Origin of the sequence: Nocardia niwae NBRC 108934 = DSM 45340 (genome assembly GCF_001613465.1) — a bacterium.
Taxonomy (GTDB): domain Bacteria; phylum Actinomycetota; class Actinomycetes; order Mycobacteriales; family Mycobacteriaceae; genus Nocardia; species Nocardia niwae.
In genome coordinates, this window is record NZ_BDCK01000047.1 from 38,350 (window position 1) to 60,912 (window position 22,563).

The window sequence follows — 22,563 nt, forward strand, 5'->3', positions numbered from 1 at the left end:
ACCAGCAGGTCGGGGGCATTTTTATGCCCGACCACCTGTAGGTCGGGCCGCGTGGGCGCATGTGGGAACATCTCGCCGCGGCATCGCGCAATCCGGCGCCCATGAAATCGGCCACGCTGTCCAGGTCGTCGTCGAACAGGTGTCCGTACTTGTCGAGCGTCATGGTCGCCGACTCGAGGCCGAGCTGGCGTTGGATCGTCTTCACACGCGCCGCTTGCGATCAGTGAGCGACGGCGCAGTGTGGCGCAGCAGGTGGGCCGTCACAGTTCTCATGTCGGCGTCGATGCTGGCACGTGGCTCCATCGATCGACGTGCCCTGAGTGAGACATATGAAGCCTTCCGGGGTGTATCTTGCAGCTATACTGTTAGAAACGCCCTTCAACTCGGTGTCGGAAGGTGGCAGATGCTTCGTAGCTTCAGGGTCGGCAACCACCGTTCGTTTGCGGACGAGAACGAGTTGCTGCTGATGCCTGCCGCTGACGATCGGCCTGCGGTTCCGGTTGCCGCGGTGTATGGGGCGAACGCCTCGGGCAAGTCCAACCTGTTGGATGGACTCCGGTTCATGCAGCGGGCGGTGACCCAGTCGTTCTCCCAGTGGGAGCCATTCGCGGGTGTTCCACGCACTCCTTATAGCTTTCGGACGAGTCACATGTTCTCCGTGGCGTCGACTTACGTCGTCGAGATCGTGGCCGACGGGATTCCGTGGACGTATGGGTTCACGGTCGATAATGACAGAGTGCTCGAGGAATGGCTTTTCAGCTATCCGGAGAAGCGTAGGCGGGTGTTGTTCCAACGGACCGGGGACGAGTACAGCTCCGGGTCGGTGATGGCCGAACATCGGGCTCAGCTCAAAGTCCTACAGGAGCTCACCCGGCCAAATGCCTTGTTCCTGAGTGCTGTGGCCCAAGCCAAGCCGGATATGTTCCGACCGGTACACCGCTGGTTCCGTGAAACGCTGATCCTGCCGGACGGGCGGCGTGCTTCGACCGCAGCGATCGCTCGTCGCCTGCGTAGAGTTCTGCTCAGTGGTTCGGTGGCAGATGGGGCCCGGTTGGTGGAGTTGGTTCAAGAGGCGGACTTCGGAATTGCCGCCATCGATACACCTGTCGTTCCTGAGGCTCTGCTCGATTCCATCCCGCCCGGACAACGGCTCGACATCACAGGGCTGAAAATGCTCGATGAGTTCACTTCGAGAAGTGAACCGAAAATCGATGACTCGCCGGAGAGCGCTCCTGTGGTGCCCGATGTGTACGGGGAAGGTGTAGCTCGCGCGTTGCCTCCACTGGTATTCGTTCATCACGGTAGCGAAGGAGCCGTGCTGCCGCTGGAGCAGGAGTCCGCCGGCACCATCGCCTGGCTCGAGATCTTGCCCGGAGTTCTGGACGCGCTCGATCATGGGCGCGTTCTCGTCATCGATGAAATCGACACCAGTCTTCATCCGCTGCTCACCGCATCGCTGATCGAACTGTTCCAGTCGGATGAGACCAATCCTCATGGCGCGCAACTGATCCTGACGACGCACGACTCTTCCCTCCTCGGTACGGTCGTCCGTCCCGATGGATTGCTGCGCCGCGATCAGGTGTGGTTCGTCGAGAAGGACGCGGAAGGGGTCAGCTCACTCTATCCGTTGACCGATTACAAGCCGCGTAACGAGCACAATCTCGAACGCCGCTATCTCGGAGGAAGTTTCGGTGCGATCCCGCAGGTCGACTTCCATCGGCTTGCGGAGGCTTTGCGGCATGCCCACCCGGCGTGAGAACTCGCGCCGTCGACGGGCTCCGTTCCGTGATCCGGTGACGCTGATCCTGATCGTCTGTGGCGGCGAAGCCACCGAGCCGGCGTACTTCCACGGTCTACGTCGGTACCTGCGCAATCCGGCAACAAAGTCCGTGGTGACGGTGCGCCCGGAGGATCCCAAGCGCGTCGTTGCCTTCGCGGCGAGGCAACGCGCAGACTACGACCAGATCTGGTGCGTCCTCGACGTCGACGAGTTCGACTACTCCGAAGCGATCCGAATGGCGCGGACGTCGAAAATTGATCTCGCGGTATCGAATCCGTGTTTCGAGTATTGGCTGCTACTTCATTTCGAGAATTACGATGCCGCCCTGACGAGTTTTCGAGACGTCGAAAAGCGGCTCAAAAAGCACCTTCCGGCATATGACAAGTCTGCACCCCGTTTCGCGGACTACATCGAGGGTGTGCAGGAAGCAGTGCGCCGCGCGAAGTCGCGGAGCGTGGACGGCGGCGAAAATTATCGCACCAATCCGTCGACGGGTGTGTGGAAGCTGGTAGAACTCATGCTGCCTGGATTTCCCGATCGGTAGCGACTTCGGGGGGCGCCGGATTCGACGGGCACGGAGGTAAGAGCCATGCCCGCGGAGGGCGTGGTCTTTGCATCGTTTCGCCGTATTTTTTGCGGGCGCAGCCCCACGCCTCGCCCGGCGGGCTTCGCCCCCGGCCCCCTGCGTCAGTGTTGCGTTCGGTCAACAGCAAACTTCACGCATCCGGCTCGCCGTACGCTGCGGCGATGTCCTGGGAGCTGCTCCAGCGGCTGTAGGTGGGGGATTGTGGCCAGCCGTCCGGGGAGTCCTGCCATTCTTCCTGGCGGCCGTATGGCAGCAGGTCGATCAGGGCGAAGGAGTGGCTGAGTTGTTCGGTGCCGCGGCCGTTGGTGTGCCAGGTGCGGTAGACGGTGGCGCCGTCACGGAGGAAGACGTTGACCGCGAATCCCCCGCCGGGCGGTGCGCCGACATCGGCGCCGAAGGAACTGTTCGCGGTGGAATACCAGGTCATCTTGTTTCCGACCCGCCGCTTGTAGGCGAGCGCCTCATCGATCGGCCCCTGGGTGACGATGACGAACCGGGCGTCGTAGTTGCTCAGGAACTCCAACCGGGTGAACTGAGCCGTGAATCCGGTGCAGCCTCCGCATTGCCATTGCTCGCCGGGGAACCACATGTGGTGGTAGACGATCAGTTGGGACGTTCCGCCGAAGAGGTCCACCAGCCGGACTGCTCCTTCCTCACCCTCGAGGGTGTAGTCGGGCAGCTCGACCATCGGCAGGCGGCGGCGCTGGGCGGCGATCGCGTCGAGTTCCCGGGTCGCGGCCTTCTCCCGGGCACGCAGCGCTTCGAGTTCGCGCTGCCAGGTATCGGCGTCGACAACGGGCGGCAGTGCCGTGGTGCTCATGGAGGTCCTCCCTGGCGGTGTTCACGAGTTGCGGGTTGTAGGTGTAGACCCGGTTCGCTCACCGAACTCATCGGTGACGGCCGATCGAGCGTGTTAGGCATGACCGCCGGTCTTCTCGCAGCAGGGTACGAAGCGGGCCGAAAGCGGTAATTCCGGCGAATCGGGCGGATTCTGTTTGGTTGCTGACTGTGGTGGAATGCCGAGGGTAATGTCCACTGAGCAGGGAAAATGGGGTGTTTGCCCCCCGGTATCTGGATGGCGACTATGACGCTCAAGGCCGAGATGCGGTACTACTGCTCCTGGAGCAGGGGGCTCGGGGGGATGACATGACCGCCGGGGTGGCGGGTAACGGCATGCGGTCGATCCTGCGTGCCGCATGTGTGAGCGTCGGGATCGATGCCAGTGATGCCGAGCCGGTCGGGGGACAGGGCGTCTATCGGTTGCGCGGCGGGATCGTCGTGCGCATCGGTGGGCGGGGACAGAAGCTCGCGACCGGGCGAGAAGTCGCCGTGGCTCAATGGCTGGAGACATGTGGCGTGTCCGCGGCGCGTGTCGTCCCGGATATTCCGCAGCCGGTCGTGGTCGACGGTCGCCCGGTGACCTTTTGGGCGGAGTTGCCGCCGCATCATCCCGGGGCGCCCGGCGAGGTCGCCAGGGCGCTGGGCCAGCTGCATCGGCTGCCACTGCCGGGGTTCGAACTACGCCGGATGTCGCCCCTGGCTCGGATAGCGGACGAGATCGACGCCGCGCAGACGGTGACCGAGGACGACCGGCGGTGGTTGCACAAACACCTGGAGGAATTGCGCGGCCGCTGGAAGGCTCTGCCGCGGGGTCTGCCGTGGTCGGTGGTGCAGGGCGAGGACTGGGACGACGGCGTGGTGGTCGGCGACGATGGCGAGGTGATCCTGGTCGGCTTGGGGCGGGCGATGATCGGCCCGCCGGAGTGGGATCTGGTGCACACGGCGATCGAGTGCTGGACCGCGGGCCAGATCACCGCTTCGGAGTACGCCGAGTTCTGCGCCGGCTACGGACGCGATGTGATGCGCTGGGACGGTTTCTACCTGCTGCGCGACATCCAGGAGTTCCGTATGGCCTTGCAGTCGATGCGAGCCGCCGCCGTCGATCCCGTCTATCAGCGGCAGGCGCTGCGCCGCCTCGCTTACATCCGTGGTGACGAGGGCATGCGCCCCTGGCCCGGGTGGGCCGACCTCGACTGACCGTCGCGCCTGACCGGCGGCGTCATGGGCAGCGCCGTCGGCGTGGTCCCGCTTCGCGCAGAGGACTGTTCAGAGCCGCTTGGTGTAGCGGTGGGCCGGGACCGCGACCGGGCCGGTGGGGCCGGGAGCCGCGTGGGTGAACGCGCCTTCGTCGATCCAGCCCTGGTTCTCGTAGCAGCGGCGAGCGCGGGCGTTGCCGGCCACGACCGCGAGCCACGCGCGGTCGTGGCCGTCGGCTCGCACGCGCTGTTCCGCGGCGGCCAGCAGCAGGGCGGCCAGGCCGGTGCCACGATGGGCGGCGGCGACATAGACCTGGTCGACCTCGTCCCGGTCGACCATGACGAAGCCCGCCGGTACGCCGCCCACGGTGGCGACGACGGTGTCGCCGACGCGCTCGGCCGCGCGGGTGTCGAACGAGTCGCGGGGACGCACGGCCAGCAGGGTGTCGGGGACGTTGCCCAGGTGCGCGTCGCGCCAGCCGTGGTACCAGATCTCGGCGACCGCCGAGGCGTCCTCGGGCAGGGCGCGGCGCAGGGCCGGGGCAACCTCCGTCATCCGGCGGACTGTAGCAGCGAACGCGCCTGCGCTCAGCCCTGCTGGGTCGGGACGACGACGAGCTCGGCGATGTTGACGTGCGCGGGTACGGCGACGGCGTAGGCGATCGCGTCGGCGATGTCGCCGGGTGTCAGGATCTCGATCGCCGTGCGCCACTGCTCCAGCCCGGCGCGCTGCTGCTCATCCTGCATACCGGCGCCGAGCTCGGTGCCGACGAAACCGGGTTCGATGTTCTTCACCCGGACGCCGCGCGGCCCGAACTCGGCCCGCAGATTACGGGTCAGATGCGCGACCGCGGCCTTGGTGGCGGTGTAGACGGCGTAGTTGGGGAAGACCGTGTGCCCACCGATGGAGCCGACCAGCACCAGATCCGCTTTCCCGCCGTCGGCGGCGGCCAGCAGATCGTCGATGAACGCTCGTCCGGTGTAGAGCAGGCCGGTGATGTTGGTGCCGACCATCTGGTCCCACTCGTCGGTGAGCGCCGATTCGAACGGCGCCGCGAGCATGACGCCCGCGTTCGCGACGACCAGGTCGACGCGGCCGAACGCCGCCCGCACCGTGGCGGCGGCGTCGCGCAGGGACAGCTGGTCGCCGACGTCGGCGACCACCGCGAGCGCGTCCGCGCCGATCTCGGCGGCCAGTTCCTCGATGCGATCCTTGCGCCGGCCCAGCAGGGCGACCTTGGCCCCTTGGTCTGCCAGCCGCCGCGCGGTGGCGGCGCCGATTCCACTCGATGCTCCGGTGACGACCGCGACGCGGCCGGTGAGATTGTTCGTCATGTCCACTACCTTCCGGCTCCACAGGCCCGCCTGACAGGCTGCGGACTTCCTGGTAGTCGCGGGGCCACCCAGGGCGGGCGCCGCTGACCTACGCTCGAGTCATGGATTCCGACAACCGACTGGGCGCCTTCCTGCGCGCGCGCCGCGAGCTGGTCCGACCGGAGGATTTCGGGATGTCGGGTGGCGGCCAGCGGCGGGTCGCGGGGCTGCGCCGGGAGGAGATCGCCCTGCTCGCTGGGGTGAGCGCCGACTATTACGTGCGGCTGGAGCAAGGACGCGATCGACACCCCTCCGAGCAGGTGATCACGTCGCTGGCGCGGGTGTTCGCGCTGGACGAGGAGGGCACCGCGCATCTGCGGGAGCTGGCCCGGCCGACGGTCAAGCGATCGAGGGCTCCGCGCAGGCCCGAACGCGTCTCCCCGGGATTGCTGCGCCTGATGGACGCCTGGCCGCACACTCCGGCGCTGGTGCTGGGCAGATACCTGGACGTGCTGGCGGCGAATCCTTTGGCTGTCGCGGTCAACTCGTGCTCTGTCCCCGGGGTCAATCAGGTGCGGATGGTCTTTCTCGATCCCGAGGCGCACGATCTCTACCAGGATTGGCCCACCATCGCGGCGGACACCGTCGCCAGCCTGCGCGCGACCGCGGGCGCGGACCTGGATGATCCGCGCTTGACCGAGCTGGTCGGAGAGCTGTCGCTGAAGAGCGAGGAGTTCCGCCAGTTGTGGGCGCGCCACGACGTGCGGGTGAAGACCGCTGGCGTCAAACATTTCCGCAACCCCATGGTCGGGGACCTGACTCTGTCCTACGAGACGTTCAGCGTGAACGGTGCGCCGGGCCAGATGCTGATCGCCTACCACCCGGAACCGGGCTCGCCCTCGGAGCGGTCGCTGGCCCTGCTCGGCAGCTTGATCGCCAACGATCCCGGGACGGCCGGTGAACAGCGCCGTGACGCCGGGCGACCGGACGCGGCCCGGCACAAGGGTTGAGCGCGGACGAGTCGCGCTCCGGGCGGCGATTCACTTCGCTTCGGTCCGCGTAGCCCCCGCCGACGCCGCGACCACACACGCGACGCCTGCCCACTGTCCGAGATTCATGACCTGACCGAGCACGACCAGGCCCGCGATCGCCGCGACCGCGGGCTCCAGGCTCATCAGCACACCGAAGACGCGGGGCGGGATCCGCCGCAGCGCTTCCAGCTCCACCGAATACGGCAGCACCGACGACAGCATCGCCACCGCGAATCCGGCGGCCAGCACGGTGGGCTGCAACAGCGCCGCCCCCGCATCGATGACGCCGACCGGCAGCATGACCAGCCCGCCGAACGCCATGGCCAGCGCCAGCCCGCCGCCGCCACTGGTCCGTTCACCGAGTGCGGCGCTGAGCAGGATGTAACCCGCCCAGCACGCTGCGGCGGCGAGCGCGAACAGCACGCCTGCCCAGTTCACGTCGCCGTCCGCCCGGGTCAGCAGCAGCACTCCCGCGCCGGCGAGCACCGCCCACAGCGGGTCGATCCAGCGGCGCGATCCGGCCAGTGCGACGGTCAGCGGCCCCAGGAATTCGATGGTGACCGCCATTCCGAGTGGTATCCGGTCGATCGCCTCGTAGAACGAGAGGTTCATCAGCGCGAGCACCGCCCCGTAGCCGAGCACGACCGGCAGCGCACCGCGCGCCACCCGGAGCGAGGATCGCCAGATCACCAGCAGGACGACTCCGGCGAAGACCAGCCGCAGCATGACCGCCCCGGCCGCGCCGGTAGCCGCGAACAGCTGCGTGGCCACCGCGGCGCCCACTTGCACGCTGACGATGCCCGCCAGGACCAGCGCCGTCGGCGGTACGCCACCGAGCCCCTGAGCGGCGACCGAACGCCAGACCGACACCGGCCTCGCCCCGCGCACCATCCGCTCGAAGTCGATCGCCACCACGTCGCACCTCCGTTGTTTCGGGAAGACCTCCGGACACACAACCACGTGGGGGCGACACGCACCGCCGTGAACCGCCCCCCCGGGTGGGTGGTGCCCGGTGCCGGGAGGTTGCGGGACTCTTCGGGCCGCACCGGACAGGGTGCACGGCGCCGATGGGTGAGCCTCGGTGGTTGGCCGCGCAGTGTCGTCGGGGGCAACCACGCAGTCCAACGGCGCTATGGGGAATGCGGTACGGCGGATGTCGAGAGGGGGCTGGGGCGCGGTCCGATCGAGATTCGGCGGTTCGCACCCCGTCGAAGCGGCAGGGGAGTGAGTATCTAGTTATCGCGCCGGTGCGTGGCCGGCGTCTGTTCGAGGAAGAGCGACTCACGAGCGATAGGACCACCCGCATGCGAGAACGAGTTGCCGCACTGGCGGCGGCGATCGGAGCCGGCGCGGCAGTCGCCTCGGCCGGTCCGGCCGGAGCCACGGTGACCCAGGTAGGGATGTATCCCGGCATCAACTTCGGCTTTGTGACGAACTACGGGACGGGCTGCACCTACACCGCGCGCGCGACCGTGACCGACACGGTGGCCCCGGTGACGTTCTACGACAACGGGATGCCGTTCGGGGTGGTCCGCCCTTCCGGTGGCGTCGCGCTGATCGACTGGGTGCCCGCCACACAGGGGCCGCACACCGTCAGTGCGGTGCAGGAGCCGGACGCGCCCTACGGGGCGGGTATCGAGCTCCGGGTCGGCGAAGGCATCCATGTGGGTTACGCGTGCGTCGTCCGGGGCGGTTGACGGCGACGTTCGCCGGACGACCGGGCCGGTAGTGTCGAATCGGCGGTGCTGAGCTCGATCTTTTCGGCAGGAAAGGAGTCGGCATGCGAAGCAACGGGCCGATCTTGGTCGGTGTGGACGGGTCCGCCGGATCAGGGGCGGCGGTCGCGTGGGGAGCGCAGGCGGCCGCGCAGCATCGGGCGCCGCTGCGGCTGGTACACGTGCTGGATCCGGTCGCCGACTACGGGCCCGGCGTCACCGAACCGCTCACCAGCACCGACTACGCCCGGTTGGAGGGGCATGGTCGCTGGGTGCTGGACACCGCGGCCGAGGAGGCGCGCATCGCGGTCCGGGCGCTGCGCGACATCGAGATCAGCACCGAGCTGGTGCACGAGCCGGTCGGTCCGGCGCTGCTGGACCGGACCGGCGCCGCACGGATGATGGTGGTCGGCACCCGCGAGCGCGGGACCGTGCGGCGGGCGTTGCTGGGATCGGTCAGTGCGGCGCTGGCGCGGCGGGCCCGCTGCCCGATGGTCGTGGTCCGGGAAGGAGCGCCGCTCACCGCGGAAGCGAGGAGGCGGCTGATCGTCGTCGGGGTGGACGGCACGGAGATCAGCGAACCCGCCATCGAAGCGGCGCTGCACGAGGCCTCCGCGCGGGGCGCGCCGTTGCTCGCCCTGCACGTATGGACCGGCGTCGAAATGCCCTCCGTGAGTGCCGAACTCGCAGTGGATACGGAGAAGCAGATCGTGCTCGCGGAGAGCCTCGCGGGATGGCAGGAGCGCTTTCCCGATGTCGAGATCCGGCGCGAGATCGTGACCGACCGGCCCGAGCGCAGCCTGCTCGAACGCTCCGGACAGGCTCAGCTGCTCGTGGTCGGCAGCCGGGGCCGGGGCGGTTTCGCCGGCATGCTGTTCGGCTCGACCAGCCAGGCACTGCTGCTGTCGGTGGCGTGCCCGATCATGGTCGTCCGCGATGTCTCGATGGCGGTTCGCTACCTGCCCGACTGAGCGTCACGCTCCCGTCGTCGAGCCCGGTCGGACGATCATCAGGATGGTGACCGCCGTCCACAGCAGGTTGAACACCCCGGTGTCCATGGCGAGACGGCGGATCAGCGCCGGGGTGGTGCCGGTGAGATCGGCGAGGACCTTCTGCTGACCGGGCAGCACGAGCAGGGCGAGCACGCCCGCCGCGGCCGCGGTCAATCCGATGGACACCACCAGCCAGACGTCGTCGAGCACGCCGAGGCTGAGCGCGGTGAGCAGGCCGAAAGCCGGGACGGCGACGCCGAGAAGGGCATATACCCGGCAGATGCGATGCAACGTGCCGAGGACGGCCGGGTCGTGGCCGGTCGTGGGGGCGGCCAGGGCGCGGCGGGTGGTGGCCGGAAACATGCTGGCCGCCACCGTCACCGGGCCGACGGCGATGATCACGGCGAGCACGTGGACCGAGAGCAGGAACTTCGTCACGGCGCTCGACACTAACGACGAGGGCCGTTCGGCGGAATTGGCGAAAGTGCCACATACCGTTTGATTCCCGCCAACTAAGTTGAACTGTGGGTATGACTTGGATGGCCAGCTACCGTGCCTTGGCTGGAATCGACCGGCTGGCTACCCTGTTGCCATGCACACCGTGGTCGTCCTCGCGCTGGACCAGGTGGTCGCGTTCGATCTGGCCACGCCGGTGGAGGTGTTCGGACGGACCTGTCTGCCCGATGGCAGGCCCGCTTATCGCGTGCTGGTCTGCGCGGGCACACCGACGGTCGACGCCGGGGTCTTCACGATGCGCGCTCCGCGCGGGCTCGACGCGCTGGCCGAAGCCGACACGATCGTGCTGCCCGGCTGCGCCGACCCGACCCTGCCGGTGCCGGACGACGTGGTCGACGCGCTCCGCCGGGCCGCGGCCGCGGGCACCCGTATCGCGTCGATCTGCTCCGGCGCCTTCATCCTGGCGTCCACGGGATTGCTCGATGGCCGTCGCGCGACCACGCACTGGCTCGCCGCCGCCGAACTCGCGGCTCGCTACCCGGACATCGAGGTGGATCCCGACGTGCTCTACGTGGACAACGGCGCGCTGCTCACCTCGGCGGGCGCGGCGGCGGGGATCGACCTGTGCCTGCACATGATCCGTCGGGATTACGGCTCGGCGGTCGCTGCCGACGCGGCCAGGAAGTCGGTTGTCCCGTTGGAGCGGGAAGGCGGGCAGGCGCAGTTCATCGTGCACGATCTGCCGCCGACGCCGCGCGGCTCGGCGCTGGAGCCGGTGCTGCGGTGGATCCAGGAGAACTCCGCGCGCGAACTCACCCTCGACGACATCGCCGCCCACGCGGGGATGAGTACCCGCACGCTCAACCGGCGGTTTCGCGAGCACACCGGAACCACCCCGCTGCAGTGGCTGCTGCGCGCGCGGATCCGGCAGGCCCAGCATCTGCTCGAAGCGACCAGCCACTCGGTCGACCGGATCGCGGGCCAGGTCGGTTTCGGATCGCCCACCGCGTTCCGCGACCGCTTCAAGCGAGTGGTCGGGACGAGTCCACACAGCTATCGAGCAGCTTTTCACGGCTCAGACCCGGACCGGACCGGCTGACGCGAGTGCGACCGATGAGTTCTCCGGCGTCGCGCCGTCGGATCAAGCGACCAACCCCGTGAACACCGATCCAGGAGCCACGCACATGAGGAAAATCACCGCCGGTCTGTTCATCGCCCTTGACGGCGTCGTCGAGGACCCGCAGGACTGGCACTTCCCGTACTTCGACGACGCCATGGGGGCAGCGGTCGACGCCCAGCTCGGCTCCGCCGACACCCTGTTGCTCGGCCGCACAACCTATGACAGTTTCGCGGGCGCGTGGCCGGAGCGCGAAGCAGCGGGCGGCCCGGACGCGGCGTTCGCGAAGAAACTGGGTGACGCGCGCAAGATCGTGGTGACCCGGCAGGATCGCGAATTCACCTGGCGCAATTCAGAGGTGCTGGACGGCGACCTGATCGAGGCCGTGGCGGCGTTGAAGGATCAGCCGGGCGGCGACATCGGCATGAGCGGTTCGGTCTCGGTCGTCCGTCAGCTGCTCGCCGCCGGGCTGTTGGACGAACTGCACCTGCTGGTGCACCCGATCGCGGTCGGCAAGGGCGAGCGCCTGTTCCGAGACGGCGCGGCCACGATTCCCCTGCGCCTGCTGTCTTCGGAGACCTTCGCCACCGGTGTACTGCACCTGGTCTACGCCCGGGACGAGGCCACGCTCACCGGCAGCTATGCGGACGCGAAAGAGCATCTGTCCCAGAGCGTTCGATAGGGCGGTCAGCTCTGCGAATCCGTGGCCGTCCGGTGTCCGAGCGCTTTCGCGACGATGCCGCCGGTGACCGCCTTGACGAGGTAACTGGTGGAGTCGTGCGGTGACGCGCCGTTGTCTAAGTACTGCTCGGTGACCGGAACGACGGCACTGCCGGGATACGGCGGGAAGAGTGGAGCGAGATCCAGGTGCGCCGCCACGAGGTCGTCCTCGTCGACCAGGTTGTGCCAGTTCGTCACCGATTTCGGCACGGTGCTCCGCTGAGGGCGCAGTCGGTCGTACACGACCGTGCGCAAACCGAGCGGCGAGCCCATGGTCAGCAGGGTCACCGGGTGATCGATGCGGTGCAGCGCCTCATAGGCCACCACGCTGCCGAGGGAGTGCGCGATGACCAGGCGGGTGTCGGAACCGATCTGGTCGAGTACTTGCCGCTGGGCGTACTCCCGCACGTCGTCCTCGGTGAAGTAGCGGGCCACCTGGGACAGCGCGTGGATGACGAACTTCTGTGCCAACCCGAAACCGAACGGCGCGAACCAGCGCAACCGCATCAGCGCGTTGAGCGCGGGCCGCAGCCGCGCGTGCGCTCCCTGCGCCACCGCGTCCGGCGGCGGCGCGGTGCCGAGCCTGCGGGCCGTCGCGCGGTCCCGCTCGTCGCCGGCGTGTGCGGCGGCTGTCGCGAGCCATTCGGCGGCGAGCTGCTCCATCAGGTCGAGCTGGGCCTCGTCGAGTTGGGCCCCGGTGCCTTGGGCGCCTTCGACCAGGAAGCGATTGCCGTAGAAGGCCATCCGGGTGGACAAGTCGCCGGGAGTGCCGTTGCGCCACAAGCGGTCGGCGAGGTCCGGCGCGCCGTGGTTGCGGACGCCCCCCGCGAGTCCGGGCAGCCAGCGCGCCTCCAAGGTGTCGGCCGATTCCTGTTCCTGCGCGATGCCGTGTACGAGGACGATTGTCGCCAACATCCCACCCCCTTCCGATCCCCGGTGTCGGAAACAGTGTCCCCCATCAGGGCTGCCTCGGCAGCGTGGAACACCGTCGAGGACGGTTCCGCCTGCGGATCGCTTTGCCGAGTGGGGCAATCGAATTCTCAAGTCGAGGCGCCTTCCGCTCGGCGTCAACCCGATCGGCATGGCGGTGCCGTCGAACCGGCCCGGCATTCGCCAGTCCACTACGGCACGTTCGTCCTGCGCCGTGACCGTGAGGATGCCGTGGCCCTCGCCGGCCGTGATCGACACCCGTTCGGTTCAGTGAAACGATAGTTCTTTCTTTGCCTCAGAGGTGCCGGAACGAGGTCGACGATGACCGGATCCGAGGAGCGCGCGCCGGGCTAGACGGTGCGGATCGGCATTGCGCGCACTCCGAGCGGACGCTCGCCCGGACGAGCGGGTCGTGCGCGACGGAAAGATCCTCACTGCCGCAGGGGTCTCCGCGGGCATCGATCTGGCGCTGTGGCTGGTCGGCGAGGTCTTCGGCGTAGAGCGGGCGCAGACCGTGCGGCTGGCCGCCACCGCCCAGCAGGCCCGGACCGTGCTCGAGCCGGGCGATTTCGGCGAGTTCGCCAGGTTGTCGGCGGCCGTGCCACAGCTGGCGTGGCGCAGCGCGATTCGTCGTGTGCGCGAACGGGGCAGAGGTCTCAAGCGTCCCGCCACTTGATCGAGCACCCCATGCTCGGCCGATGCGGTTCGGGGGCGGGCCCGCCCGCCAGCACGGCTTCGACGGCCGTGCGCAAGTCGTCTCCGGTCAGCGGTTTCCCGTTGCCGGGCGTGGATTCGTCGAAGGCGCCGCGGTAGGCGAGTCGCAGATCCGCGTCGTAGAGAAAGAAATCAGGGGTGCACGCGGCGCGGAAGGCCCGCCCGACGTGCTGTTGCTCGTCGACGAGATAGGGGAAGGTCCAGCCCGCGCGGATCGCTTGGTCGCGCAGCCGCAGCGGGGCGTCGTCCGGGTAAGCGGTCGCGTCGTTGGTGCAGATCGCCACCGTCGGCATGGACGGCAGCGAGTCGACCAGTTCGCCGAGTGCGGCCTCGATGTGCTTGACGTAGGGGCAGTGGTTGCATGCGAAGACGACCAGCAGGCCGGGCCCGTCCGCGAAATCGTCCCGGGAGTAGATCCGCTGGTCGAGGTCGGGAAGAGAAAAGTCGGGTAGCGGTGTGCCGATGGGAACCATGTGTGAGGTATGCGCCATGGTGTGCCTTCCGTCGGGATCGCAGAGGACAGCGGGAGCCTAACCCCGTGTCGTCCGATTCGTCGGAAATACGCCGATGAACCGTCAGTCGGCGTGGCGGCCGTCCCAGCCCGCCAGATCCGACGGATCGGTGTTCGCTCCGCACAGCACCACGCATACCCGTTGACCCGGCTCGGGCCGGAACGCGGGCTCGTCGCCGAGTATCGCCGCCAGGGCGGTCGCCGCGCCGTGCTCGACGGCGATCCGGTGCCGCGTCCACAGAGCGCGGCGCGCCGCCACGATCGCGTCGTCGTCGACCAGCACGGAGGCCACGTCGTAGTGCCGTGCGGCGGTCAGCGCCATCTCCGACACCCGCCGGGCGCCGAGCGAGTCCGCGGCCACCGAGTCGACCTCCACGTCCACGACCTCTCCGGCCGCGACCGCGGCATGCAGCGCGCGGCACCGCGCGGGCTCCACGGCGACGGTCCGGACGCCGTAGTGCTCGGCCGCGGTGGCCACGCCCGAGAACAGTCCGCCGCCGCCGACGGCGACCACGACGGCGCCGAGATCCGGAATGCGCTCGCGGATCTCCGCCATGAGCGTGCCCGCTCCGGCGGCGATGAGCGGGTTGTCGTAGGCGTGCGAGAGCAGGGCGCCGCTGGATGCGGCGAACGCACGGCTGGCGGCGAGCGCGTCGGCGTATTGCGTCCCCACCAGGCGGACGTCGGCGCCGTAGGAGGTGAGCCGGTCCACTTTCACCCGCGGGGCGGTGGCCGGCAAAAACACCGTGGCGGGAATTCCCTGGCTGCGTGCCGCCCATGCACAGGCCAGACCGGCGTTGCCGCCCGAGGCGATCGTCACTCCCACCCTCGGCAGCGTGCCGTTCTCCCGGTGCGCGAGCAAGAAGTTCACCGCACCGCGGGCCTTGAAGCTCCCGGTGTGCTGCAGGAATTCCAGCGCGAACCAGAGTTCGCCCGTATGGTCGGCCTGCGCCAGGGTAACGGGCCGGACCAGGCCGCTCACCCGTTCGGCGGCGGCCTTCACGTCGCTGTATGCCAGTTCCATCGAGTTCCTCGCCTGCCGCCCGCTCAGTGCTCGCGGCGATGCGGGGCGAATTCCAGGGTGAGCAGAGCGGCGGCCGTGATCACCACTTCGCGCCAGCGGAACAAGGCGTATCGCTGATCCGACAGCGCGTGGAACTTCCGTAGGAAGCGGTAGAGCGATTCCAGCCGGATCAGCGGATCCGCGAGGTGCACCAGCAGGTAGAGCAGCGTGGCCGTGCGCGATTTCTCCTTCTCGGCGAACAGTTCCGGGAACGGAGCGAAGGCCAGCGATATCCGATGGATGTCGTGGGCCGCGGCGTAGTCGACCAGATCGATGATCATGCGTTCGTCCAGGCCGTTGGGCGCGTCCTTGCGCCGCCACGGGACGTCCAGGCTCAGTTCCCGCCCGCGCCCGGAAATGCCGTAGCGCTGGAAGCCTACGGGGCTGCCGTCCGCGTCGTTGGCGATGACCACCAGCATGTTCGGATTCCGCCCGTCGAGCAGATGGTCCAGGATCATCGAGAAGCCGCGGGTCTGTCTGCCGCGTCGCCATTCGTCGACGATGGCCAGCAGCTCCTCGCGCCGCGCCTCGGTCAGCGCCGACTCGTACACCACCTCGGTGGTGACGCCGAAATTCCTCGTGCGGCTCACGGCTTGGCGCAGGTTGCGGAATTTGCGTCCGACGAGGTCGAACTTCCCCACTTCGAGCACCACGTCGCGGCCGATCGGCACCGCGTGCAGCCCGCGATGCTCCAGCGCCCACACCTGCCACAGCTCGGCCAGATCCCGGCTCGCGCCCAGGACCGCGACACGCCAGCCATGGTTGACCGCGAAATCGGAGAACGCCGCGACCAGCTCGGGAAATGCCGCGCGATCACCGATCGGGTCGCCCGCGACGGCGGCGATGCCGAAGCGAGCGCGGTAACCGATCGCGGCGGTCGACGACGCGTTGAAGAAGTAGGTCTTGGACGAGTGCAAGGAGAACGGCGCCAGCGGATCACCCTCGGTGCGCCCGACCAGCTCGGCCACGCGGTACAGCTGGTCGGGCTGCGGTTTGCTGGCCATGGGCAGCACCAGGACGAAGCCGGTGGCGGCCAGCAGCACGAAACCGGCGTCGGGATGCTCGGCGCGGTAGGCGAGGTGCGCGACGGCCAGCACCAGCACCGCGGCGGTGGCGTGCGGAAGCGTGATCGGTCTGCGCAGGTGCAGCCCGCGCGCGACGAACACCCCGGACAGCGCGAGCCCCACCAACCAGCCATGGGCGGCGCCCTCGTGCGAGGTCATGTCGGCCTCGTAGGTCAAGATCACCGCGATCAGCAGCGCACCGGTGACCAGCACGGCGCGAGTGCCGGGCGTGGTGGTGAGAGCGGCCGCTCGATAGCCGCCGAGTGTGGCGGCGCGCAGCGTGCGGGAGCCGGAGGTTTCCTGACCGTCAGGCACGACGGGACTCCGCCCTGCCCTCGCGTTCCGTTGCCCACGACAGTCTCGCCATGGTGGCCCTCCAGATGATCGCCTACCGAACACACTATGCGGCCCTACCGACCCAGGGGAAATGCCTTTTTCGAACCGCCCGGTAGACGGCACGAATCGAGACCTGACACAGGGACGAGGGCAACCCCGAGGACAAACATCGGATGAATCTTGTTCTATTCCTACGCCGAGGAGGCGGCGGCACGTGCGCTGGGCCGCCGAGATCGGGGTATGGGCAGTACCGGCGCGCGACCGGATCGGGCGTCGCCGTGTACCCGTGCGCGGAGACCGTCCGCACCATCTCGCCCGATCGCGAACGCAAGCCGAAGTCGTCCATGCGGACGCCGGGTGCCGGGCCGTGTCATCCGGGCGTGCGAACCAAGCGTCGGCGATGCCTTCGGTGGGACGCGGCATCGATCGACTCGAACGTGATGGGTGCGATCATGGGTCTCCGCGGTCGGATCATGGCGGTCAGCCGCGGCGATCGACGCGGAGGAGGCGTGGATCGCGCGCCGCAGGAGGAAGTCCCTCGGCTGCAACATGATTGCTGAAGGCCATGAGGGCCTGTTCGTGGAGATCGATAATTCAACCCTATTACATTCTCTGGGGGACTGTTTCAGATAATTGCGGTCCAATTGCCGGTCGCTCGGCGTGTATCCGAGCTTTTCCGGTTGCCCGTTGCCATGCTCAGTGCCTGGCTGATCCGAACCAACCGCCTGACGAGTGGGCGCGACGAGAGGTTCCGACTGTGAAACTGAGCTGGATGGCGATTTCCGCGCTGATAGTCGCCGCCGTGGCCGGGTGTTCCGACGACACCTCGGCGAGCGAGGCGGCGACGTCGACGAGTGCCGCCGCCGCCCCTAGCGCTCCGGCAACGACGACCGGAGCGCGCGACGAGGAGGTGGCCGACGGCGGTATTCGCATTTTGCTGGGTGAAGCGAAAAGGGTTCCTGTGCCGGCCGATGTTGTGCTCGATATCCGGGCTCCCGCCGCGTGGGGCCAGGCAGCAGACGGCATTCGCTGCACGGTGACCGATAGTTCCGGGCGGAATGAGGATCTGCGTTCGTCGGACGCGAAGAAGACCGACACGTTCGGGGGGACGGAGTGGGTGACAGTGTGGACGTTCTCCTCCGTGCCGAACACCGACGTCACTGTCGGTTGCCGAGATCCGGAGGCGAAGATCGCCGCGGCTCATCGTGATCCGTACCTGCGTGTGGTGCCGCGCCCGATCGTCCCGGTCGCTGCGCCGCCGCGCTGATTCCGGTCTTCCGGTTCGGCGACCGGGTCAGGCGGCGCGCACCGCGACCGGCCGGTAGACCCGGGACGCCAGCGTCTGCAGCACCATGATCCGGCTCAGCTGGTTGCGCAACCAGATGTGCCCGCCGGTGGCCGGAATCAGCATGGAGCTGCTCGCCCGCACCGAGCGCTGCGCTCGCAGAACGGTCGGCCGCAGGGTTCGCTCGTAGCGTTCGAACGCGACCCGGTGGTCGCCGCCCGCCGCGGCGAGCTCCGCCGCGAGCAGGTGCGCGCCCTCGATGGCCAGTGCCGCACCCGCGCCCGACAGCAGCGTCGCGCAGTAACCCGCGTCGCCGACCAGGGCGACGCGCCCGCTCGACCAGGCCGGGATGCGGACCTGGCTCACCGCGTCGAAGTAGAAGCCGTCATCGGCGACGGCCTGGTCGAGCAATGTGGGCACCCGCCAATCCCGGTCGTCGAAATAGTCGCGCAGCAACGCTTTTTGCGCGTTCTGGTCGCGATGGTCCACCTCGAGGGCGCGCGCCTCCCGGAAGGCGAAGAACGCCGTCGCGGTGTCATGCGCCCCCGACCGGTAGACGCCGGCCACCTTTCCCGGCGTGTTGTAGAGCGTCACCGAGTGCGGGCGTCCGAGCTCGGCGTCGACGCGGGCGGTGGCGAAGTACACGCCGAGGTGGTGCAGCGCGTCGGCCTCGGGCGTGACGGCGAGATTTCTGGTCCGCGAATGCAATCCGTCGGCGCCGAGGACCAAGTCGAATTCGGCCTGCTCGCCGCTGTCGAAGGTCACCTCGACCGCGTCCGGGCGCTGGTCGATCGCCTTGATCGAATCGCCGAAGGTGTACTCGACGTCGTCGGCGGTGGTCTCGTACAGCACCTGCGCGAGGTCGCCGCGCATGATCTCGAAGTCGCCGTCGGCGTTGAAGGTTCGGGTGCTCATCCCGGCGACGCGGCGGTCGGCGGCGTCGACGAAAGTGAGTTCGCGGATGTCGGTGGCTCGTTCGCGCAACTGCGGCAGCACACCCATGCGCTCGGTGATCCGCACCGAGTTTGCGCGGATGTCCACGCCGTTGCCGCCCGGGCGCAATGCCGGGCTCCGCTCGACCACGCTGGGCCGGAAACCGTTGCGCACCAGCCAGTACGCGAGTGTCGGTCCGGCGATGCTCGCGCCGGAGATGAGGATGCGGGGTTCGTGCGCCATGGATGCCTCCGTGTGTTGACTGACCGTTGGTCAGTCACGAATGTAAGACACTGACCAACGGTCAGTCAACGGGTAGAATTGCGGCCTGTGAGCAACGAGGCGACAACCCGCGCGCGCATCCTCGAGGTGGCCATGGATCTGTTCGGGACGCACGGCTACCACCGCACTTCGGTGCGTGCGATCGCCGAGCAACTGGGCATTTCCAAGGCGGGCGTGCTCTACCACTATCCGAGCAAGTACGACATCCTCGCCGGGTTGGCCGAACCGTTGCTGGTGGCCATGGAGGGTGTCGTCGCTGAGGCGGGGCATCCCGATCCGTGCGAGGCGCGCCGCCGGGTGGTCGAAGGATTGCTCGACGTCTTCCTCACCCACCGCTACTTGCTGCGGCTCAACGTCCGTGACCTGGCGCTGGCCGCCCCCGGCAGCATCTTCGAGCGGTTCAGCAAAGTCATGATGCAGGCGAACATCCTGGTGGCGGGGCCCGAGGCCACCTTTGCCGAGCGGGTTCGGGCGACCCAGGCGGTGGCGGGGCTCAGTGACCCGGTGGTGCTGTACGCCGAGGCTCCGGTCGACCAGCTGCGCGCCGAGGTGCTGGAAGGCGTGCGCCTGCTGCTGGCGCCGTCGGACCGGACCTCGTCCACGGACCGGACGCCGACCGCAGCCAAGGGTAGGCCCGCGGCGCTGACCGCCGAACGAATCGAACTCGCCCGGCGGATGCGCGACACGGAGCGCCGCAGCGTCCCGGACATCGCCCGGGAGCTCGGCGTCTCGCGGGCGACGCTGTACCGCTATCTCAAATAGCCGGTATTATTGAGACTATGTTTTGAGACGGCGCCGCTCGTGATGTCGGTGGTCCGTAGTAGCGTCGGCGTCATGGACGCCGCCGCCTACCGTGAGCGGCCGTCGTGGTACGAGGGCGCCGTGTTGTGGACCAAGACCGTCGACGGCCGTAATCCGGTACAGCCGGTGCTTCCCGACGGCTGCATGGATCTGATCTGGATGAGCGGCCGATTGATCGTCGCGGGGCCGGATACCCGCGCCCACCACCCCGGCGGGTCGTCCGGTGATCGGTATGCCGGCGTCCGGTTCTTCCCCGGTACCGCGCCCGCGCTGCTCGGCGTCCCCGCGCGTGAAGTGCGGAACCTGCGGATCGACCTGGCCCAGCTGTGGCCCTCGGCGGTGGTCCGGCCGTGGGTCGATCGGATCGCGGCCGCCGATGATCAGGCCGCGGCGCTGGAACACCTCGTGCGGTGGCGCGCGGCAGAGACCGAACCGGCCGATCCGCTCCTGCGGAAGGTGGTCGGCGCGCTGGACGCCGGGTGGCCGGTGGCGGCGGTCGCCGACGCGGCCGGGCTGGGCGAGCGGACCCTGCACCGCCGCTGCCTGGACGCCTTCGGCTACGGCCCGAAGACCCTGGCGAGGGTGCTGCGCCTGCAACGCGCGCTGGCCACGGCGCGCCGCGGTGTGCCGCTTGCCGACACCGCGCTGCGGGCCGGCTTCGCCGACCAGGCGCACCTCTCTCGCGAGGTCCGCGCGCTGGCGGGAATCCCGCTGGGGGAGTTGCTAGCCGAGCGCTAGCCGCGTTGCTTTTCGCTCGTAGACGCAAGAGCGGCGTACAGATCGACGCCGTTGCCGTCCGGGTCCTGCACCACCGCGTAACGCTGCCCCCAGAAGGCGTCCCACGGCTTCAGTTCGCCGTGATAGCCGGCGTCCAGGAGTTCGGCGTAAACGGTGTCGACCTCGGCGGGATCGGCGCAGCGGAAGGCGATTCCGATCCGCCCCGCGCGGGTCGGCGGCGTCCAATCCGTGTGGAACGACCGGATTACCGCTTCGGTGTCGAGCGTGAGCCGCATACCGTTGGGCAGGGCGGCCTCGGCGTGGCCTTCCTGTTCCGAACCTTCCGGGAAGTCGAGTCCGAGGCGACGATAGAAGGCAACCGCGGCGGACATATCGCTGACGACGATGCCGACGACGTCGAGTTGTGGTGTCATACCGGCAGCGTAGGCGGGGGTGCGGTGGACCGTCTTGAACGAATCGGACAGCGCCTAGCGCGCGGGCGCGGGGACCAGTTCGGCGATCAGGTTCTCCACCAGGATGCGGATGTGGTCGCGGATGGTGCGCACCACGTCGATGGTCTGGTCCGCGGGATCGGGCAGCATCCAGTCGCGGTAGCTGATGCCGGGGAAGAACGGGCAGGCGTCGCCCGCGCCCATGGTGACCACCACGTCGGAGATGCCGATCGCGTCCATCGTGAGTGGCTTGGGCGTTCGGCCGGAGATGTCGATGCCGATTTCGGCCATGGCGTCGACCACTGTGGTGTTGAGGGCCTCGGCCGGCGCGCTGCCTGCCGACCGCACGTCGAACCGGTCACCGGCGAGGGCGGTGAGGAATCCGGCAGCCATTTGCGAGCGGCCCGCGTTCTGCTCGCAGACGAACAGCACACTGGGCTTGTGGGACATGAGAACGCCTTTCGATGTGCAAGGTGGAGCATAGTGTGCTGGCCGCCGGACCGGCCGTCCGGCTGTCGTGAGCCGAAACGCTTTCGCAGCGTATGAGATACGTATACCAGCGCGCCGTGAATCGTTACGGCGCGCGGTGCTTTCACGTGGTTTCGCGTGCGTCGTCCGCAGGTCAGCGGCTCGAATCCGTTACTGCACAGCTTCCGTGGCGGCCTCGGTCACCGGGACCTCGGAGCGGACTGGACGGTAGCGCAGGAGTTGTCGCCTGCAAACACCCGTACCCCGGTCGACGTGGGTCGACCGGGGTACGGGTACGCGTCGGCGAAAGGGAATCCTGGGGCCCGGATCAGATCGGACGCAGATCGATCATCTTGCGCAGCCGCTGCCGGTCGCGTTCGAGCCGGCGTGCTTCGTAGGCGATCGGGAAGTAGCGCAACCGCTCCGGCAGCAGCGGAACCAGTCGCGCGATCAGCCAGCCGAGCACCCGCAGTTTGCGTTCGTCGGCCGCGGTCCAGGACAGTCCGAGCTTCTGCCGTGCGACCTCGGGCGTCGTGCCGACGGTCACGAAGTACTGCAGCCAGCCGATCGGCGCGACGGCCGCCTTCCAGGCGGGATGCAGCACGCGCGGCAGCTGCTTCGGCGGAGCGACGGAGCGGATCACCCGCAGGTAGTCGCGCGCGGTGTCGGTGGCGACCAGGTGATTGGCCACGGTGTCGTCGAAGAACTTCTCGAATTCGGTGTAATTCGCGGGAATCTCTTTGGGCGCCACCGAGAAATTGCGCAGTAGCTGCAGCGTCTCCTGGAAGTACGCCTCCTTGTCCGCCGCGGTGAGCGGGCGCTTGGCGAAGTACTTGGCGCTCTCGGTGAAGGCGAACGTGCCGGTGTGCAGCACCCAGGCCCACGGGGCGCTCGACAGCGCGGTGTGGCGCACGCCGTTGGCGTCGGTGGTGTTCAGCGACGCGTGCAGCTCGCGCAGCCGGTCGGCCTCGGCGAGCGCCTCCTCGCCGCCGTAGACCCACATCATCACCGAGGCCAGGCTGCGCATGGCCCGGCCCATCGGATCGGTGCGGAAGGTGGAGTACTCGTCCACCACCGCGGAGATGGTCGGCTCCATGGTCTGCAGCAGGAACGCCGAGCCCGCAGTGAGGGAGAAGGTGACCAGACCGGTCTGTTCCCACATCTGCGTGCCCGGTTCGATCGGGCGGCGAGGCGGCAGCGTGCGCGCGCCGGTGGATTCGCGTGCGACGGACGCGGTCATCGTGATCTCCCTTGATCGGC

25 protein-coding genes are annotated in these 22,563 nt (G+C 68.4%); 12 read left to right on the top strand and 13 right to left on the bottom strand.

What is annotated here, in order from left to right:
- Positions 1–403: 403 nt before the first annotated feature.
- Positions 404–1,756 carry an AAA family ATPase gene (locus NNI01S_RS29430; protein WP_063917723.1) on the top strand — a complete coding sequence of 451 codons (1,353 nt, stop codon included), beginning with the start codon at positions 404–406 and terminating at the stop codon, positions 1,754–1,756.
- Between the two features lie 37 nt (positions 1,757–1,793).
- Complete coding sequence (locus NNI01S_RS29435) at positions 1,794–2,324, top strand: RloB family protein (protein ID WP_218019278.1); 531 nt, start codon at positions 1,794–1,796, stop codon at positions 2,322–2,324.
- Positions 2,325–2,496: 172 nt separating this feature from the next.
- Here the strand turns inward: NNI01S_RS29435 and NNI01S_RS29440 are convergent, their stop codons facing one another.
- Positions 2,497–3,186 carry a DUF899 domain-containing protein gene (locus tag NNI01S_RS29440; protein WP_063024168.1) on the bottom strand — a complete coding sequence of 230 codons (690 nt, stop codon included), beginning with the start codon at positions 3,184–3,186 and terminating at the stop codon, positions 2,497–2,499.
- Positions 3,187–3,512: 326 nt separating this feature from the next.
- On the opposite strand from NNI01S_RS29440, the gene NNI01S_RS29445 reads away from it, so the two are divergent.
- Entirely contained in the window at positions 3,513–4,403 is an 891-nt protein-coding gene (locus NNI01S_RS29445; protein ID WP_063917724.1) for a phosphotransferase family protein, read from the top strand.
- Between the two features lie 69 nt (positions 4,404–4,472).
- Here NNI01S_RS29445 and NNI01S_RS29450 read toward each other — a convergent pair whose 3' ends face one another.
- Complete coding sequence (locus NNI01S_RS29450; protein WP_063024172.1) at positions 4,473–4,958, bottom strand: GNAT family N-acetyltransferase; 486 nt, start codon at positions 4,956–4,958, stop codon at positions 4,473–4,475.
- A gap of 32 nt (positions 4,959–4,990) precedes the next feature.
- Entirely contained in the window at positions 4,991–5,737 is a 747-nt protein-coding gene (locus NNI01S_RS29455) for an SDR family oxidoreductase (RefSeq protein WP_063024174.1), read from the bottom strand.
- A 101-nt stretch (positions 5,738–5,838) separates the two neighbouring features.
- Between NNI01S_RS29455 and NNI01S_RS29460 the strand changes: the two genes are divergently transcribed.
- On the top strand, positions 5,839–6,726 hold the full coding sequence (locus tag NNI01S_RS29460) for a helix-turn-helix transcriptional regulator (RefSeq protein WP_063024176.1): 888 nt from the start codon (positions 5,839–5,841) through the stop codon (positions 6,724–6,726).
- A gap of 30 nt (positions 6,727–6,756) precedes the next feature.
- Here NNI01S_RS29460 and NNI01S_RS29465 read toward each other — a convergent pair whose 3' ends face one another.
- Entirely contained in the window at positions 6,757–7,662 is a 906-nt protein-coding gene (locus NNI01S_RS29465) for an EamA family transporter (protein ID WP_245676416.1), read from the bottom strand.
- 389 nt (positions 7,663–8,051) lie between these two features.
- Here NNI01S_RS29465 and NNI01S_RS29470 point away from each other — a divergent pair, with 389 nt between their 5' ends.
- Positions 8,052–8,444, top strand: coding sequence for an Ig-like domain repeat protein (locus NNI01S_RS29470; RefSeq protein ID WP_063024178.1), 393 nt, complete (start codon positions 8,052–8,054; stop codon positions 8,442–8,444).
- A gap of 83 nt (positions 8,445–8,527) precedes the next feature.
- Positions 8,528–9,433: a universal stress protein gene (locus NNI01S_RS29475; RefSeq protein WP_063024180.1), complete on the top strand. Its 906-nt coding sequence runs from the start codon at positions 8,528–8,530 to the stop codon at positions 9,431–9,433.
- Between the two features lie 3 nt (positions 9,434–9,436).
- Here NNI01S_RS29475 and NNI01S_RS29480 read toward each other — a convergent pair whose 3' ends face one another.
- Positions 9,437–9,892, bottom strand: a complete 456-nt coding sequence (locus tag NNI01S_RS29480) for a hypothetical protein (RefSeq protein WP_063024242.1) — start codon at positions 9,890–9,892, stop codon at positions 9,437–9,439.
- Positions 9,893–10,046: 154 nt separating this feature from the next.
- Here NNI01S_RS29480 and NNI01S_RS29485 point away from each other — a divergent pair, with 154 nt between their 5' ends.
- Complete coding sequence (locus tag NNI01S_RS29485; protein WP_063024182.1) at positions 10,047–11,009, top strand: GlxA family transcriptional regulator; 963 nt, start codon at positions 10,047–10,049, stop codon at positions 11,007–11,009.
- An 85-nt stretch (positions 11,010–11,094) separates the two neighbouring features.
- Positions 11,095–11,709 (top strand): dihydrofolate reductase family protein, encoded by a 615-nt coding sequence (locus tag NNI01S_RS29490; RefSeq protein ID WP_063024184.1) that lies wholly within the window; start codon positions 11,095–11,097, stop codon positions 11,707–11,709.
- Between the two features lie 5 nt (positions 11,710–11,714).
- Here the strand turns inward: NNI01S_RS29490 and NNI01S_RS29495 are convergent, their stop codons facing one another.
- A complete protein-coding gene (locus NNI01S_RS29495; RefSeq protein ID WP_084489387.1) occupies positions 11,715–12,662 on the bottom strand; it encodes an alpha/beta hydrolase family protein in 948 nt (315 codons plus the stop codon).
- Positions 12,663–13,047: 385 nt separating this feature from the next.
- On the opposite strand from NNI01S_RS29495, the gene NNI01S_RS35625 reads away from it, so the two are divergent.
- Complete coding sequence (locus NNI01S_RS35625) at positions 13,048–13,353, top strand: type 1 glutamine amidotransferase family protein (RefSeq protein ID WP_063024186.1); 306 nt, start codon at positions 13,048–13,050, stop codon at positions 13,351–13,353.
- Here NNI01S_RS35625 and NNI01S_RS29505 read toward each other — a convergent pair.
- The 3 genes from NNI01S_RS29505 to NNI01S_RS29515 form a co-directional block, all read right to left on the bottom strand.
- Complete coding sequence (locus NNI01S_RS29505; RefSeq protein WP_063024188.1) at positions 13,334–13,882, bottom strand: thioredoxin family protein; 549 nt, start codon at positions 13,880–13,882, stop codon at positions 13,334–13,336. The genes NNI01S_RS35625 and NNI01S_RS29505 overlap by 20 nt on opposite strands.
- 84 nt (positions 13,883–13,966) lie before the next feature.
- Positions 13,967–14,926: a serine/threonine dehydratase gene (locus NNI01S_RS29510; protein ID WP_063024190.1), complete on the bottom strand. Its 960-nt coding sequence runs from the start codon at positions 14,924–14,926 to the stop codon at positions 13,967–13,969.
- A 23-nt stretch (positions 14,927–14,949) separates the two neighbouring features.
- Entirely contained in the window at positions 14,950–16,344 is a 1,395-nt protein-coding gene (locus NNI01S_RS29515) for a bifunctional lysylphosphatidylglycerol flippase/synthetase MprF (protein WP_245676417.1), read from the bottom strand.
- 931 nt (positions 16,345–17,275) lie between these two features.
- Here NNI01S_RS29515 and NNI01S_RS29525 point away from each other — a divergent pair.
- Positions 17,276–17,632, top strand: a complete 357-nt coding sequence (locus NNI01S_RS29525) for a hypothetical protein (RefSeq protein ID WP_157115077.1) — start codon at positions 17,276–17,278, stop codon at positions 17,630–17,632.
- 27 nt (positions 17,633–17,659) lie between these two features.
- Here the strand turns inward: NNI01S_RS29525 and NNI01S_RS29530 are convergent, their stop codons facing one another.
- Positions 17,660–18,826 carry an FAD-dependent monooxygenase gene (locus tag NNI01S_RS29530; protein ID WP_063024199.1) on the bottom strand — a complete coding sequence of 389 codons (1,167 nt, stop codon included), beginning with the start codon at positions 18,824–18,826 and terminating at the stop codon, positions 17,660–17,662.
- A gap of 87 nt (positions 18,827–18,913) precedes the next feature.
- Here NNI01S_RS29530 and NNI01S_RS29535 point away from each other — a divergent pair, with 87 nt between their 5' ends.
- Entirely contained in the window at positions 18,914–19,627 is a 714-nt protein-coding gene (locus NNI01S_RS29535; RefSeq protein WP_218019279.1) for a TetR family transcriptional regulator, read from the top strand.
- A gap of 72 nt (positions 19,628–19,699) precedes the next feature.
- Positions 19,700–20,404: a helix-turn-helix transcriptional regulator gene (locus tag NNI01S_RS29540; protein ID WP_063024200.1), complete on the top strand. Its 705-nt coding sequence runs from the start codon at positions 19,700–19,702 to the stop codon at positions 20,402–20,404.
- Here the strand turns inward: NNI01S_RS29540 and NNI01S_RS29545 are convergent.
- The 3 genes from NNI01S_RS29545 to NNI01S_RS29555 all read right to left on the bottom strand — a co-directional run bounded on the left by NNI01S_RS29545 (position 20,401) and on the right by NNI01S_RS29555 (position 22,543).
- Positions 20,401–20,817 carry a VOC family protein gene (locus NNI01S_RS29545; protein ID WP_063024201.1) on the bottom strand — a complete coding sequence of 139 codons (417 nt, stop codon included), beginning with the start codon at positions 20,815–20,817 and terminating at the stop codon, positions 20,401–20,403. The genes NNI01S_RS29540 and NNI01S_RS29545 overlap by 4 nt on opposite strands.
- A gap of 54 nt (positions 20,818–20,871) precedes the next feature.
- A complete protein-coding gene (locus NNI01S_RS29550; protein ID WP_063024202.1) occupies positions 20,872–21,285 on the bottom strand; it encodes an arsenate reductase ArsC in 414 nt (137 codons plus the stop codon).
- A 346-nt stretch (positions 21,286–21,631) separates the two neighbouring features.
- A complete protein-coding gene (locus NNI01S_RS29555) occupies positions 21,632–22,543 on the bottom strand; it encodes an oxygenase MpaB family protein (protein WP_063024203.1) in 912 nt (303 codons plus the stop codon).
- Positions 22,544–22,563: the final 20 nt, after the last annotated feature.

What these genes read in the sequence shown, in the direction of transcription:
- NNI01S_RS29430 (WP_063917723.1), top strand. Translation starts at nt 404, where the DNA reads ATGCTTCGTAGCTTCAGGGTCGGCAACCACCGTTCGTTTGCGGACGAG.
- NNI01S_RS29440 (WP_063024168.1), bottom strand. Translation starts at nt 3,186, where the DNA reads ATGAGCACCACGGCACTGCCGCCCGTTGTCGACGCCGATACCTGGCAG.
- NNI01S_RS29445 (WP_063917724.1), top strand. Translation starts at nt 3,513, where the DNA reads ATGACCGCCGGGGTGGCGGGTAACGGCATGCGGTCGATCCTGCGTGCC.
- NNI01S_RS29450 (WP_063024172.1), bottom strand. Translation starts at nt 4,958, where the DNA reads ATGACGGAGGTTGCCCCGGCCCTGCGCCGCGCCCTGCCCGAGGACGCC.
- NNI01S_RS29455 (WP_063024174.1), bottom strand. Translation starts at nt 5,737, where the DNA reads ATGACGAACAATCTCACCGGCCGCGTCGCGGTCGTCACCGGAGCATCG.
- NNI01S_RS29460 (WP_063024176.1), top strand. Translation starts at nt 5,839, where the DNA reads ATGGATTCCGACAACCGACTGGGCGCCTTCCTGCGCGCGCGCCGCGAG.
- NNI01S_RS29470 (WP_063024178.1), top strand. Translation starts at nt 8,052, where the DNA reads ATGCGAGAACGAGTTGCCGCACTGGCGGCGGCGATCGGAGCCGGCGCG.
- NNI01S_RS29475 (WP_063024180.1), top strand. Translation starts at nt 8,528, where the DNA reads ATGCGAAGCAACGGGCCGATCTTGGTCGGTGTGGACGGGTCCGCCGGA.
- NNI01S_RS29485 (WP_063024182.1), top strand. Translation starts at nt 10,047, where the DNA reads ATGCACACCGTGGTCGTCCTCGCGCTGGACCAGGTGGTCGCGTTCGAT.
- NNI01S_RS29490 (WP_063024184.1), top strand. Translation starts at nt 11,095, where the DNA reads ATGAGGAAAATCACCGCCGGTCTGTTCATCGCCCTTGACGGCGTCGTC.
- NNI01S_RS29495 (WP_084489387.1), bottom strand. Translation starts at nt 12,662, where the DNA reads ATGTTGGCGACAATCGTCCTCGTACACGGCATCGCGCAGGAACAGGAA.
- NNI01S_RS29505 (WP_063024188.1), bottom strand. Translation starts at nt 13,882, where the DNA reads ATGGCGCATACCTCACACATGGTTCCCATCGGCACACCGCTACCCGAC.
- NNI01S_RS29510 (WP_063024190.1), bottom strand. Translation starts at nt 14,926, where the DNA reads ATGGAACTGGCATACAGCGACGTGAAGGCCGCCGCCGAACGGGTGAGC.
- NNI01S_RS29530 (WP_063024199.1), bottom strand. Translation starts at nt 18,826, where the DNA reads ATGGCGCACGAACCCCGCATCCTCATCTCCGGCGCGAGCATCGCCGGA.
- NNI01S_RS29540 (WP_063024200.1), top strand. Translation starts at nt 19,700, where the DNA reads ATGGACGCCGCCGCCTACCGTGAGCGGCCGTCGTGGTACGAGGGCGCC.
- NNI01S_RS29545 (WP_063024201.1), bottom strand. Translation starts at nt 20,817, where the DNA reads ATGACACCACAACTCGACGTCGTCGGCATCGTCGTCAGCGATATGTCC.
- NNI01S_RS29550 (WP_063024202.1), bottom strand. Translation starts at nt 21,285, where the DNA reads ATGTCCCACAAGCCCAGTGTGCTGTTCGTCTGCGAGCAGAACGCGGGC.
- NNI01S_RS29555 (WP_063024203.1), bottom strand. Translation starts at nt 22,543, where the DNA reads ATGACCGCGTCCGTCGCACGCGAATCCACCGGCGCGCGCACGCTGCCG.